A 13763-nucleotide genomic window follows, 5' to 3' on the forward strand; every position below is an offset into this window, starting at 1 on the left:
GCCCGGTATTGTGGTGGCTCGGCATCCCGGATGCAAGCGCGTTACTGCTGCGGGCGCCTGGCGCGCGAAAAAGTGACGCCGCTGTTACGGCTGGTAACAATGTCGACCTTGCCGTTGCACCTGGAAAATTCCGAACCCCTACAATACGGATTAAGAGAAATCTCACTTTGAGAGGCGGATATGAAACGTTGGTGGCTCGTAGCATTCGGTGTCGCAGCCGGGCTTGCTTCCGGGGCAGCAATGGCCCATGTGAGCGTCGGCGTGGCAATCGGCGTGCCGGGCGTAGTGGTTGGCGCGCCCGCCTATTATCCGCCAGCCCCGGCTTACTATGCACCGCCGCCTGTCGTGGTGGCACCTGCGCCGGTCTACTACGGCCCGCCCCCGGTGGTGGTACGACCGCGTCCGGTCTATTACGGTCCTGGCTACTACGGCCCGCCGCGCTATTACGGCGGCCACCGCGGCTACTATGGCCCGCCGGGATACCATCGTGGCCGTGGGCATGGCCATGGTCATGGCCGTTGGCGCGACGACTGATCGCCCGTTCGAGCTGCGCAAGCTTTTTGAAAGAGAAGGGGCCCTCCGGGGTCCTTTCTTTTTTCCTGCCGCACTGCGACATGAGGCGCTGAAGCCAGTTCCCGGAAATTCGACCCCTTGCTGAGCGTAGTCAAATTATTTGAACAGACTGCTCAAAGCGTCATCTCTATCGTCATAAGGGTTTTCCCCTAAACTACCGTTGTGACATCGTGATGACGGCACCGCGAAGTGCTGTACGGTGCCTCGACTAACAATAGCAAGGGGAATATCCATGAAGATCACACAAGCCGTTGCTGCCGTCGCAGCCCTGGCCGCGCTGGGCGCGCTTTCCACCTCCGCATTTGCCGCCGTCGGCAAGGTCGATCCGTACCTGGACGGCGCCAGGGTCGGCAAGACGGACCCGTACACCGATGGTGCCAAGATGGGCAAGGTTGATCCGTTCACCGACGGTGCCCGCCTCGGCAAGCCCGATCCATACACCGATGGCGCGCGCATGGGCAAGCCGGATCCGTACTCGGACGGCGCCTGAATCGCTGTTGTCCGTCCATGATGAATGGCCCGCCAAGCGCGGGCCATTTTTGTTTTTCCCCGCGCTCCGGCGCACCGCAATGGGGCGCCTGTCATGACGATGGCGGGGGTGCGGCGCTATACTTCGGCCTCAACCAAATGAATGACCAGGAGAGCGGCATGCAGCAAAAGACGGTTCTGACGGCAGACGACGTGAAGAAGATCATGGCCGCTGCGGAAACCGAGGCGAAGAATCATCAATGGGCCGTGTCGATCGTCGTGGTGGACGATGGCGGCCATCTGCTGGCGATGCAGCGCCTGGATGGTGCCGCGCCGATCTCGGCCTATATTGCCGGCGAAAAGGCCCGTACCTCGGCGCTGGGCCGTCGCGAGTCGAAGGTATACGAAGACATGATCAACAACGGCCGCTACTCGTTCATGACGGCGCCGGTACTGCAAGGCATGCTGGAGGGCGGCGTGCCCATCGTCTGCAACGATCAGGTGGTCGGTGCCGTGGGCGTGTCGGGCGTGAAGTCGACCGAAGACGCGCAGATCGCGCGTGCCGGCATCGCTGCGCTGGGCCTGTAAAGCCCTTGCGCCGGCCACTGTGCCGGCGCATGAAAATGCCCCGCAGGCATGGCCTGCGGGGCGGCATAAAAGAGGGCATGGCTGGGTACGGTCGGCCCGGCGTGGGGTCTGAATCCCGCCCGCGGCACCAGTACCTGGCTACTGCCCAACACCTCGTTCCGAGGTGGTCCCCACAAAAGTCTTTACTGCCACGTACGTGGCACCCGCGCCCAACGCGGGTCTAGATCGCTTCCCTCTGGCTTCAACCTTGCGGTATCGCCGCGGGGCCGCGTCATTTCGTCAGGATCAGCTTGCCGTAGCGCGTGACGCGCAGCGTGTAGACATCGCCGTTGTGCAGGATCGGCAGGGTGCTGGCGCCGCGCATGATGGCATCCAGGGCCACCGCCTCGCCGGCAGGCGCTGGCGACAGGCTGTCGCGCACCAGTGCCTCGAGCCGGGCGGGCAGGGCCGCCACCGCGGATTTCACGGATGCGATGGTCGACGGTGCCGCCTTCGCGCTGGCCTCGCGGCGCGGTTGCGCGGCGACCTCGACGCGGCGCAGCGACAGCCGGCGGCGGGTGACTTCACGCGGTTGCGACAGCGGCAGGGAAAGTGTGCTCATCTTCTGGCTCCGTTCTGCAAAAAGGGCGCGCCGGTCATGGCGCAGTCGATGGAAAGATATTAAATGAGAATTGTTATCATTACAATAGCCTCTGACTAAGATTCGCGGAACGACCAAGTGCGGTTAGAAGGGGGCGCAAGAGGCGACGCAGCGCAGGCTGGCGCCATGACTCGGCGCCATCAACGACAAAGGGCACCCTGAGGTGCCCTTTGTCGTTCCGGAGCGCCTGGCGGCGCCCGCCTACTGCTTGGGTTCGGTGATAAAGCCGATCTTGCCCAGGCCGCCGTGCTGCGCGGCGGCCATGACCTCGGCCACGCGCTCGTAGCGCACCTCGCGGTCCGCGCGCAGGTGCAGCTCAGGCTGCGGCTGCTGCTGCGCGGCCAGCGCGATATTGCTTGCCAGCGTGGCCTGGTCCACTTCCACCTGGTTCCAGAAGACCTTGCCGGCAGCGTCGATCGAGACGTTGATATTCTGCGGCTTCGGGTCGTTCGGGGTGTTGGTGGCGCGCGGCAGGTCGATCTTCACCGCGTGGTTGATCACGGGGATGGTGATGATGAAGATGATCAGCAGCACCAGCATGACGTCGACCAGCGGCGTCATGTTGATCTCGCTCATCACCTCGTCGTCGTCGCCGTCGAGAGTACCGAATGCCATGATGACTTCCTTGCTTGCGGTTTAGCGCTGAGCCGCGGCCAGGCGCACGGTACCGTCCTCGGCGCGGGCGCCGGTGGGGCGCACGCGCGCGCCGGTGACGAAGTAGGCGTGCAGGTCGTGGGCAAAGCGGTTGAGCTTCGAGATCACCGACTTGTTGCCGCGGGTGAGGGCGTTATAGCCCAGCACGGCGGGAATTGCCACGGCCAGGCCGAAGGCGGTCATGATCAGCGCCTCGCCCACGGGACCGGCCACCTTGTCGATGGTCGGCACGCCCGAGGCGCCGATGCCGATCAGAGCGTGGTAGATGCCCCACACGGTGCCGAACAGGCCCACGAACGGTGCGGTCGAGCCCACCGAAGCCAGCACTGCCAGGCCCGATTGCATGTGCGCCACCGAGTCGTCGATGGAGCTCTTGAGCGAGCGGGTCAACCAGTCGGAGATATCCATCACGTCGTGCAGCTGCGGCTGGCTGGCGCGGTGGTGCTGGGCGGCCTCCTTGCCGGCGATGGCCAGCGTGCGGAACGGGTTGGAGTCGCCGGCGCCCAGGGTTTCGAGCGCGTGGTCGAAATCGTCCGAATGCCAGAAGCGCTTTTCCGCGCCGTGCGCCATCTTCTTCAGGCGCACCAGATCCCACGCCTTGGTAAGGATCACGATCCATGAGGCGAGCGACATGATCAGCAGAATGATCGCGGTCGCACGCATGACGAAGTCGCCTTGCGTCCAGAGGTGGGAGAGTCCGAGGTCCTGCATGTGTTGGTTCCTGGTGAGTTCGCTTGGTTTAGGTCAGATCAGAGATCGGAAATCTGGGGCGGTCAGTTCAGTTCGAAGCCAATCGGCTGCTGCGCCGTGACGGCGACGGCGCGGCCGTTGTCCATGTAAGGCTTGCAGCGCATGGCCTGCACGGCCTCTACCGCGGCCTGGTCCAGGCGCGATGAACCGCTCGAGGATACGACGGAAGTCTTCACGACCTTGCCGCTTTCGTCGGTGGTCAGGCGCACCACGGCCTTGCCGGTCTCGCCCATGCGGCGTGACTGGGAAGGATACTTCGGTTGCGGCGCCGTGCACTGGATTTCGCCGATGCCGACCGCACGCGGCGCGGCGGATACCGGCGCCGGGGCGGGCTCAGGTGCCGGTGCCGGGGGTGCCGGCGGCGCGGGAGGAGCCTCGGGCGCGTTCGGTGTTGGCGGCAGGCTGGCTACCGGCTGCGGGGTTGGCTTGGGCTGCGGCGGGGTCGGCTTGGGCGTGGTCACCTTCACCTGCTTGGGCGGGGTTTCCTGCTTGGGCTTGGGTTTGGGCGGCTCCGGCGGGGCTTCCTGCTTGGGAGGCTCCAGCGGGATGATGCGCGCGACGATTTCCGGCGAGATCACCGCCTCGGTCAGCTTGCGGCCCAGGCCGCTTTGGATCAGGTAGAGCAGGCCGACGTGGAACAGCAGTACGGCGAGCGTAATCTTGAGGAAGCGTTGGTCGAACATGTGTCAACAACAAAAGTCTGCCAGCGGTGGCACCGCGGCGGCGCTGTGCGCCGTCACTTGCGATAAAACAGGATCAGCGAGATGCCGCAACCAACCAGCAGGCTAAGCAGCAATTCCATGATAAACGCTCCTTCAACTGGGTTGCCGTGGGAGCGCCACTCTGGGGCAGCGTGTCAGCGGGCTAGTATAAACGATAATGATTCTTATTTTTTGTAATTTGTGCGTCGCAACTGGAATTTTCTGGCCCGGCACGTTATACCGGCAAGTCCAGGCAGCATTTCGGGAGGTGATGCAGCGGTGCATGCGCGCTGGCGCGCTCTGGCACTTTGCTGCGCTTCGGTGCCCCAGGCCACAATTGCCGGTGCCCGTGGCGCACAGGCATGCGCGGTCGGTACCAAAGCGCGCTAGCATAGGAAGAAACTGCAGACGTGGCGGTGCCCCGGTCGCGGCCCCGCCATCGCGCACAGCGCGCTCGGGGACCCGTTCATGGACTTCACACGTTTTGCTGAAGATGACCGATCGACGATTCTGCGCTCCATGCCTGGCACATCGTCCAGTTCAGCATTGGACTGGATGTGCGCGCAGTTTGCCCTGCGCGTGGTCTGCGCGCTGGGCCCGCGCTTCAACCTGCGCAGCAATATCAACGATGTCCTGACCGTCAGCGCGCAGGAGATGGTGTGGCCGTACGGCGTGGTGCTGCGCGTGCAGCGCTTCCTGGCCGCGCGCTGCGCCGACATGCCCGCCTGGAAGGGCACCGCCCGCCTGACCCCTGAGGAATTCCTGGACCGCCACGGCCAATGGAACAGCGCTTTCGACGAAAGCGCGCTGTTCTATTACCTGGACGAGTACGTCAAGCACCACGCCAAGGACATGTTCGCCGTGTTCGATGCTTCGGCCGCTGCCATCGCCCAGCGCCTGGAAGGCGAGCGCGTACTGCTGGTGCGCAATATCGACATGCTCAGCCATGTGCTGGACCTGCCCGAGCACGAGCGCAAGCTGCTGCTGTACGCGGCGCTGGCCAAGTACAAGCGCGACCTGCGCGCGGTGATGGTCGACTGCAAGGTGGCGCACAGCCAGGAAGCGTTCCAGATCCTGGCCGGGCTGACCGGCGCCGGCGCGGCCGACGTGGCCGCCTCGCTGCGCCCGGGCTCGCGGCTGGAGACGCTGAACCTGATCGAACAGCCGCTGCCGGAAAACAGCGTGACCGACCTGGGCGACCTGATGCGGCTCTCGGACCGGCTGCTGCACGTGCTGCTGGGCAACTACGCCAACGAAGCCGAGATGATGGCGGTCTTCACCCGCCCGGCCGCGCCGCCCACGCTGACCACTGCCGACTATCCCCATGTCGAGACCGACGCGCGCTACCTGTGCGCGCTGCTGTCCAATGCCACGCGCCAGCATGCGAGCGGAGTCAACGTGCTGATCTACGGGCCGCCCGGCACCGGCAAGACCGAGTTCGCGCGGCTGCTGGCGCGCGAGGCGGGCTGCGAGCTGTATGAAGTCGATTGCCTGGACCGCGACGGCAACAGCCTGTCGGGCAAGGACCGCTACCGCTCGCTGCAGGTGTCGCAGGCCTTCCTGCGCGGGCGTGCCCATACCGCGCTGCTGTTCGATGAGGTGGAAGACGTCTTCCCGGGCAGCGCGCGCGAGCTGATGAGCCTGTTCGGCCAGGAAGACACGCGCGCCTCGGTCAACGGCAAGGCCTGGGTCAACCAGACGCTAGAGCAGAACCCGGTGCCGGTGATCTGGATCTCGAATTCGATCCGGCAGATCGACCCGGCCTACCTGCGCCGTTTCCAGTTCCACCTGGAGCTGAAGATCCCGCCGCCGCTGGTGCGCGAGAACATCATCCGCAAGCACCTGGGCGGGCTGGACGTCAGCGACGCATTTATCACCGGGCTGGCCGGGCGCAAGACGCTGACGCCCGCGCAGGTGCAGTCGGCCGCGCGCTTTGTCGAGCTGGCACGGCCCGACGTGGAAGAGCCGGTGGAAGCGCTGATCCTGCGCCAGCTGGAACACGCCGACCGCGCCATGGGTCTGCGCCCCGAGGCCGAGGCGCGGCCGGTGGTCACGCACTACCGGCTGGAGAACCTGCACCTGGAAACCCGCTACGAGGTGGTCAAGATCGTCGACGCGCTGCGCGTGCGCCAGCGCGGCACGCTGTGCTTCTACGGCCCGCCCGGCACCGGCAAGACCGCGCTGGCCGAGCATATCGCGTCCGAGCTGGACCTGCCACTGATGATCCGCCGCGCCTCCGACCTGATGAGCAAGTATGTGGGCGAGACCGAGCAGCAGATCGCCGCCATGTTCGCGCGCGCCGAAGAGGATGGGGCGGTGCTGCTGCTGGATGAGGCCGACAGCTTCATGCAGAGCCGCCAGCAGGCGGTGCGCAACTATGAGATCTCCGAGGTCAACGAGATGCTGCAGGGCATGGAGCGCTTTAACGGCATCTTTATCTGCACCACCAACCTGTTCGACCGCATCGACGAGGCGGCGCTGCGCCGCTTCTCTTTCAAGATCCGCTTCCTGGCGCTCAAGCCCGCGCAGCGCGTGGCGATGTTTGTCGACGAGGCGCTCGACGGCGATGCCGCCGGCCTGACCGACAGCATGCGCCGTGAACTGGATACGATGGATTGCCTGACGCCGGGCGACTTCGCCACGGTCAAGCGCCAGTGCGTGCTGTTGGGCGAGGCGCTTACGCCGGATGAGTTCCTGGCACAGCTGCGCCAGGAGCACGCGATCAAGCCCGAGGTGCGGGAGCACCGGCCACTGGGCTTCCTGCAGTAGGGGAAGGCGCCGGTCAGAGGTCAGAGCGCCGGCGCCGGCTCGATCACCACGGTTTCCGCATCCGCTTCCACCTGCAGCAGCGTGGCTGCCATCGCGCGCAGGTGCGCGGCGTCCTTGGTCGAGGCAAAGCGGTCGTGCGGCGTGGCATCGGGCGCGGCGGCCAGCTTGTGTTCGGCCAGCTTGCGTGCCAGCTGGCGCGCAATGGCGCTGCCGGTGTCGACCAGTGCCAGCTGGTCGCCAACCATCGCGCGGATCGTGCCGGAGAGAAAAGGGTAGTGGGTGCAGCCCAGCACCAGCGTGTCGGCGCCGGCTTCGAGCATGGGCGTGAGGTAGGTATCGAGGCGCTCGCGCACGGCCGGGCCATCGATGTCGCCTTGCTCGATCAGCGATACCAGGCCCAGGCCGGCTTCGCAGATAAAACGGCTTTCACCATCCAGAGACGCCAGCAGGCGCGCGAACTTGGCGCTCTTGAGCGTATTGGCGGTGGCCAGCACGCCCACCACCTTACTGCGGCTGGCCGCGGCGGCAGGTTTCAGGCCGGGTTCCACACCGATGATTGGTAGCGGCAGTTGCTTGCGCAGCAGCTCCACAGCGTGGCCGGTGGCCGTGTTGCAGGCGATCACCAGCGCCTTGCAGCCTTGGGCGATCAGCCATTCGCAGGCCTGCAGGGTGCGCGCTTCGACAAACTTCTCGGGCTTCTCGCCGTACGGGGCGTATTTCGAATCGGCGAGGTACAGCACCGATTCATGGGGCAGCAGCGCGCGGATCTCGCGCAGCACGGACAGGCCGCCAAGGCCGGAATCGAAGACGCCGATGGGTGCGGGATTCACTGGGGTGCAGGGACGACAAGAAACAAGGTAGAAAAAAGCCGGGTCGGAACCCGGCTTCTTTTTCGAGCGCGACGGCAGATTCTACCGTCCTGCCAGGCTTACAGCGCGGCGACCGGGATCTTGCCGATCTTGGCCTGCCATTCCGCGGGGCCGGTCTTGTGCACCGAGGTGCCTTCGCTGTCCACGGCGACCGTCACCGGCATGTCCTTGACGTCGAACTCGTAGATCGCTTCCATGCCGAGGTCTTCGAAGCCGACCACCTTGGCTTCCTTGATCGCCTTGGCCACCAGGTAGGCGGCGCCGCCCACGGCCATCAGGTAGGCCGACTTGTGCTTCTTGATGGCCTCGATCGCCACCGGGCCGCGCTCGGCCTTGCCGATCATCGAGATCAGGCCGGTTTCGGCCAGCATCATCTCGGTGAACTTGTCCATGCGCGTGGCGGTGGTGGGGCCGGCCGGGCCGACCGCCTCGTCGCGCACCGGATCGACCGGGCCAACGTAGTAGATCACGCGGTTCTTGAAGTCCACCGGCAGCTTCTCGCCCTTGGCCAGCATGTCGGCGATGCGCTTGTGCGCGGCGTCGCGGCCGGTCAGCATCTTGCCATTGAGCAGCAGGGTCTGGCCCGGCTTCCACGAGGCGACTTCTTCCGGCGTCAGCGTGTTCAGGTCGACGCGCTTGGAGGTCTCGGTGTTCGGGGCCCACTCTACCTTCGGCCATTGCGACAGGTCAGGCGCTTCCAGCTTGGCCGGGCCGCTGCCGTCCAGCGTGAAGTGCACGTGGCGGGTGGCGGCGCAGTTGGGGATCATCGCGACCGGCTTGGACGCGGCATGGGTCGGGCAGGCCATGATCTTGACGTCCAGCACGGTGGCCAGGCCGCCCAGGCCCTGCGCGCCGATGCCCAGCGCGTTGACCTTCTCGTACAGCTCGACGCGCAGTTCCTCGACCCAGTCCTTGGGGCCGCGGGCGATGATGTCCTGGATGTCGATGGACTCCATCAGCGATTCCTTGGCCATCACCATGGCCTTCTCGGCGGTGCCGCCGATGCCGATGCCCAGCATGCCCGGCGGGCACCAGCCGGCGCCCATGGTCGGCACGGTCTTCAGCACCCAGTCGACGATCGAGTCGGACGGGTTCAGCATCACGAACTTGGACTTGTTCTCCGAGCCGCCGCCCTTGGCCGCAACCTGGATGTCGACGGTGTTGCCCGGCACCACTTCGTAGTGGATCACAGCCGGGGTGTTGTCCTTGGTGTTCTTGCGGCCGCCTTCGGGCGGGCTGACGATCGAGGCGCGCAGCACGTTATCCGGATGCGTGTAGCCGCGGCGCACACCCTCGTTGATCATGTCGGTCAGGCCCATGGTGGCGCCATCCCAGCGCACGTCCATCCCCACCTTGACGAAGATCGTGACAATGCCGGTGTCCTGGCAGATCGGGCGCTTGCCCTCGGCGCACATGCGGCTGTTGGTCAGGATCTGCGCGATCGCGTCCTTGGCCGCCGGGCTCTGCTCCAGCTCATAGGCGCGGCCCAGGCTGGTGATGTAGTCCATCGGGTGGTAGTAGCTGATGTACTGCAGGGAGTCGGCGACGCTCTGGATGAGGTCTTCTTGCTTGATGACAGTCATTTTGTGGGGGAGGGCAGCGGTGAAACACAGCCTGAAATCATACACTGAGCCGGGGCGCTCTGCCCGGCTGCATACATCCGTCTACAGCCGATAATGTGCGGCAAACGCCGCTGCCTGCGTGGGGGCGGGCCCAAAAGCAAAAACCGCGGCACATGGCCGCGGTCTGGCTGGGACTAGGCGTCCGATGGCGCATTAATGTGATTAGTGCTTGGCAGCTGCGCCGGCCGGGTGCGACACCATCCGGTCCACCCAGGCCATGGCGACTGCCGACAGCAGGAAGGCAATATGGATGGCCACCTGCCACATGATGGTGTGCGTGGTCCGTTGCTCGGCATCGATAAAGGTCTTGAGCAGGTGGATCGACGAAATCCCGATCAGCGCCATCGACAGCTTGACCTTGAGCACCCCGGCGTTGACGTGGTCCAGCCATTCCGGCTCGTCCGGGTGGTTGTCGATGCCCAGGCGCGAGACAAAGGTCTCATAGCCGCCCACGATCACCATGATCAGCAGGTTGGAGATCATCACCACGTCGATCAGGCCCAGCACCACCAGCATGATCTTGTTCTCGTCGAACTCGGTCACATGCGCCAGCAGATGCCAGACCTCGACCAGGAAGTGGTAGACATAGACGCCCTGGGCCACGATCAGGCCCAGGTAAAGCGGCAACTGCAGCCAGCGCGACGCGAAGATGATGCTCGGGATCGGCCGCATGGTCTGCGGCCTGGTCATTGGATTGGAAGCCATGGGCGGGGCGGTGTCAGCGAGTTGAAAGGCGGCGTGGATTGTACCAAGCGCCGATGACCGGGCGGTGTTACCGACCGTAACCGAACCGTTCGTCGCCGGCGTGGCTCAGCCCGCGGCGCCGGGATCGGCGCCGGCCGCCTTGCCGCGCCACGCGCCGCGCGCGATCCGCCCCGGCCAGCTGGCCAGCACGATCCCGGCCAGCACGCACGCCAGCGCCACCCCATGCGGCCAGCCCGGCTGCTCGCCCAGGAAGACGATGCCGTAGGTGGCAGCCGCCACTGGCAGCACCGAGGTGAACACCCCCGCCAGCTGCGCCGGCACATGGCGGATTCCCTTCATCCACAGCCAGAACGAGAACACGCTCGCCGACAGCGCATACCACAGCAGCATCAGCCAGGTCTGCGTGGGCACCGTCGACGCATCGAAGCCCAGCAGCGGCACCAGCCCCAGCGGCAGCATCAGCAGTCCGCCAATCAAATGCGTGTAGGCACAGATCTCGATCGCGGCCAGCGTCTGCGTGAGCCGGCGCGACAGGATCACGTAGATCGATTCGCACACCACCGCGCCCATGATCATCAGGTTGCCCAGCCATGCCTGGCTGCCGCTGCCGGCACCGTGCGCGTCGCCCCGGGCGATATTCAGCACGGCGATGCCGGTCATCGCCAGCAGCACCGATGCCACCGTGCGCCGCGACAGCCGTTCGCGCAGCAGCAGCCACGACAGGATCGCCACCGTGGCCGGGATGGTGCTGGTGATCACGCCGGCCGCCATGGCGCTGGTCAGCCGCACGCCATTGAGCATCAGCAGCGTAAACAGGAAGGTGCCGAAGAACGCCTGCAGGAACAGGTTCAGCCATTCCCCGCGCGAGACCCGGCGCATGCGCGCGGGCCGGTACCAGGGCGCCAGGCAGACGATGGCAATGACAAAACGCAGCAGCGCGAACAGCAGCACCGGCACATGCGCGATGATCGATTTGCCGAGGCCCACGTTGCTGCCGACCAGTGCCATCGAGGCAACCAGGAAGAGGGCGTAGACCGGGGAGAATGCTGAAGGGTTGGCGGGCACGGGTACGGCCTTGGTCTTCCGGCGGGCGCCGCGGCGGGTGCTGAGCCGGCAGGAGCGGCAAGGGTAAGCGCCGCGATCAGGTATGGAACTCGCGGCATTATAGCTGTGCTAGCCTAATGGAGAAGGCTGCACTTTCGCGGCACGTGCGTGGATTTTTCCCGCTGCATTGCAACAAGTTGCAGGCACGCCCCGGCCCACCGTCAGGTCTTACCGTCAGGTTTAAGTAAGCCGTCGGGCGTAACGTGGCAGCCAAAGCCAGTCCAAAATCAGGAGACAAACCTATGTCCGCCATCGAATCGGTGATGCAAGAGCATCGCGTGTTCAACCCGCCCGAAGGCTTCGCCAGCCAGGCCGCGATCCCCAGCATGGAGGCCTACCAGGCGCTGTGCGACGAAGCCGAGCGTGACTATGAAGGTTTCTGGGCGCGCCACGCGCGCGAGCTGCTGCACTGGACCAAGCCCTTCACCAAGGTGCTGGACCAAAGCAACGCACCGTTCTACAAGTGGTTCGAAGACGGCGAGCTCAACGCCTCTTACAACTGCCTGGACCGCAATCTGCAGAACGGCAATGCGGACAAGGTCGCGATCGTGTTCGAGGCCGACGACGGCAGCGTGACGCGCGTCACCTACCGCGAGCTGCATGGCAAGGTGTGCCGCTTCGCCAACGGCCTGAAGGCGCTCGGCATCAGGAAGGGCGACCGCGTGGTGATCTACATGCCGATGTCGGTCGAAGGCGTGGTCGCGATGCAGGCCTGCGCACGCCTGGGCGCCACGCACTCGGTGGTGTTCGGCGGCTTCTCGGCCAAGTCGCTGCAGGAGCGGCTGGTGGACGTGGGCGCGGTGGCGCTGATCACCGCCGACGAGCAGATGCGCGGCGGCAAGGCGCTGCCGCTCAAGGCCATCGCCGATGACGCGCTGGCGCTGGGCGGCTGCGAGGCCGTCAGGAACGTGATCGTCTACCGCCGCACCGGCGGCAAGGTTGCCTGGACCGAAGGCCGCGACCGCTGGATGGAAGATGTCAGCGCCGGCCAGCCGGATACCTGCGAAGCCGAGCCGGTGAGCGCCGAGCACCCGCTGTTCGTGCTCTACACCTCCGGCTCCACCGGCAAGCCCAAGGGCGTGCAGCACAGCACCGGCGGCTACCTGCTGTGGGCGCTGATGACAATGAAGTGGACCTTCGACATCAAGCCCGACGACCTGTTCTGGTGTACCGCGGACATCGGCTGGGTCACCGGCCACACCTATATTGCCTACGGCCCGCTGGCCGCGGGCGCCACCCAGGTGGTGTTCGAAGGCGTGCCGACCTACCCCAACGCCGGCCGCTTCTGGGACATGATCGCGCGCCACAAGGTCAGCATCTTCTACACCGCGCCGACCGCGATCCGCTCGCTGATCAAGGCCGCCGAGGCCGACGAGAAGATCCACCCGAAACAGTACGACCTGTCCAGCCTGCGCCTGCTCGGCACCGTGGGCGAGCCGATCAACCCCGAAGCCTGGATGTGGTACTACAAGAACATCGGCAACGAGCGCTGCCCGATCGTCGACACCTTCTGGCAGACCGAGACCGGCGGCCACATGATCACGCCGCTGCCGGGCGCGACGCCGCTGGTGCCGGGTTCGTGCACGCTGCCGCTGCCGGGCATCATGGCCGCCATCGTCGACGAGACCGGCCATGACGTGCCCAACGGCAACGGCGGCATCCTGGTGGTCAAGCGTCCGTGGCCGGCCATGATCCGCACCATCTGGGGCGATCCGGAGCGCTTCAGGAAGAGCTACTTCCCCGAAGAGCTCGGCGGCAAGCTCTACCTGGCCGGCGACGGCTCGATCCGCGACAAGGACACCGGCTACTTCACCATCATGGGCCGCATCGACGACGTGCTGAACGTGTCGGGCCACCGCATGGGGACGATGGAGATCGAGTCCGCGCTGGTGTCCAACCCGCTGGTGGCTGAAGCCGCCGTGGTGGGCCGCCCCGACGACATGACCGGCGAGGCCATCTGCGCCTTCGTCGTGCTCAAGCGTTCGCGTCCGACTGGCGAAGAGGCCGTCAAGATCGCGACGGAGCTGCGCAACTGGGTCGGCAAGGAGATCGGCCCGATCGCCAAGCCCAAGGACATCCGCTTTGGCGACAACCTGCCCAAGACGCGCTCGGGCAAGATCATGCGGCGCCTGCTGCGGTCGCTGGCCAAGGGGGAGGAGATCACGCAGGACACCTCGACGCTGGAGAATCCGGCCATCCTGGAGCAGCTCAAGCAGGCGCAGTGATCGTCTGGCTTCGGCCCGATCGAGCCCTTGAACCCGCCGCCGCGTTCCCGCGCGCCGGCGGGTTTGTTACGATAGCCCCCCACCGACCACGGACC

At 65.6% G+C, this 13763-nt stretch carries 13 protein-coding genes; 5 read left to right on the forward strand and 8 right to left on the reverse strand.

All coding sequences use genetic code 11. The features are described 5' to 3' along the window. Positions 1-180: 180 nt before the first annotated feature. The 3 genes from I6H87_RS13170 (at position 181) to I6H87_RS13180 (ending at position 1629) form a co-directional block, all read left to right on the forward strand. Positions 181-534, forward strand: coding sequence for a hypothetical protein (locus tag I6H87_RS13170; protein WP_011615713.1), 354 nt, complete (start codon positions 181-183; stop codon positions 532-534). A gap of 271 nt (positions 535-805) precedes the next feature. Then, positions 806-1063, forward strand: coding sequence for a hypothetical protein (locus I6H87_RS13175; RefSeq protein WP_010814704.1), 258 nt, complete (start codon positions 806-808; stop codon positions 1061-1063). Positions 1064-1221: 158 nt separating this feature from the next. Further along, positions 1222-1629, forward strand: a complete 408-nt coding sequence (locus I6H87_RS13180; RefSeq protein WP_010814705.1) for a heme-binding protein — start codon at positions 1222-1224, stop codon at positions 1627-1629. 271 nt (positions 1630-1900) lie between these two features. Here I6H87_RS13180 and I6H87_RS13185 read toward each other — a convergent pair whose 3' ends face one another. The 4 genes from I6H87_RS13185 to I6H87_RS13200 all read right to left on the reverse strand — a co-directional run bounded on the left by I6H87_RS13185 (position 1901) and on the right by I6H87_RS13200 (position 4356). Further along, positions 1901-2230, reverse strand: coding sequence for a hemin uptake protein HemP (locus tag I6H87_RS13185; RefSeq protein ID WP_010814706.1), 330 nt, complete (start codon positions 2228-2230; stop codon positions 1901-1903). A gap of 240 nt (positions 2231-2470) precedes the next feature. Continuing rightward, positions 2471-2884: an ExbD/TolR family protein gene (locus I6H87_RS13190; protein ID WP_010814707.1), complete on the reverse strand. Its 414-nt coding sequence runs from the start codon at positions 2882-2884 to the stop codon at positions 2471-2473. Positions 2885-2905: 21 nt separating this feature from the next. Continuing rightward, positions 2906-3634 carry a MotA/TolQ/ExbB proton channel family protein gene (locus I6H87_RS13195; protein WP_010814708.1) on the reverse strand — a complete coding sequence of 243 codons (729 nt, stop codon included), beginning with the start codon at positions 3632-3634 and terminating at the stop codon, positions 2906-2908. A 62-nt stretch (positions 3635-3696) separates the two neighbouring features. Next, positions 3697-4356, reverse strand: a complete 660-nt coding sequence (locus I6H87_RS13200; protein ID WP_010814709.1) for an energy transducer TonB — start codon at positions 4354-4356, stop codon at positions 3697-3699. A gap of 486 nt (positions 4357-4842) precedes the next feature. Between I6H87_RS13200 and I6H87_RS13205 the strand changes: the two genes are divergently transcribed. Next, on the forward strand, positions 4843-7143 hold the full coding sequence (locus I6H87_RS13205) for an AAA family ATPase (RefSeq protein ID WP_011615711.1): 2301 nt from the start codon (positions 4843-4845) through the stop codon (positions 7141-7143). Positions 7144-7163: 20 nt separating this feature from the next. Here I6H87_RS13205 and murI read toward each other — a convergent pair whose 3' ends face one another. The 4 genes from murI to I6H87_RS13225 all read right to left on the reverse strand — a co-directional run bounded on the left by murI (position 7164) and on the right by I6H87_RS13225 (position 11404). Then, positions 7164-7973: a glutamate racemase gene (murI, locus tag I6H87_RS13210; RefSeq protein ID WP_010814712.1), complete on the reverse strand. Its 810-nt coding sequence runs from the start codon at positions 7971-7973 to the stop codon at positions 7164-7166. A 98-nt stretch (positions 7974-8071) separates the two neighbouring features. Continuing rightward, complete coding sequence (locus I6H87_RS13215; protein WP_010814713.1) at positions 8072-9595, reverse strand: fumarate hydratase; 1524 nt, start codon at positions 9593-9595, stop codon at positions 8072-8074. 201 nt (positions 9596-9796) lie between these two features. Further along, entirely contained in the window at positions 9797-10339 is a 543-nt protein-coding gene (locus tag I6H87_RS13220; RefSeq protein ID WP_037024644.1) for a TIGR00645 family protein, read from the reverse strand. Positions 10340-10444: 105 nt separating this feature from the next. Beyond that, positions 10445-11404, reverse strand: coding sequence for a DMT family transporter (locus I6H87_RS13225; protein ID WP_011615710.1), 960 nt, complete (start codon positions 11402-11404; stop codon positions 10445-10447). A gap of 281 nt (positions 11405-11685) precedes the next feature. Between I6H87_RS13225 and acs the strand changes: the two genes are divergently transcribed. Further along, on the forward strand, positions 11686-13668 hold the full coding sequence (acs, locus tag I6H87_RS13230; RefSeq protein ID WP_011615709.1) for an acetate--CoA ligase: 1983 nt from the start codon (positions 11686-11688) through the stop codon (positions 13666-13668). Positions 13669-13763: the final 95 nt, after the last annotated feature.

The sequence above is a fragment of the Cupriavidus necator genome (assembly GCF_016127575.1).
In the GTDB taxonomy this organism is placed as follows: domain Bacteria; phylum Pseudomonadota; class Gammaproteobacteria; order Burkholderiales; family Burkholderiaceae; genus Cupriavidus; species Cupriavidus necator_D.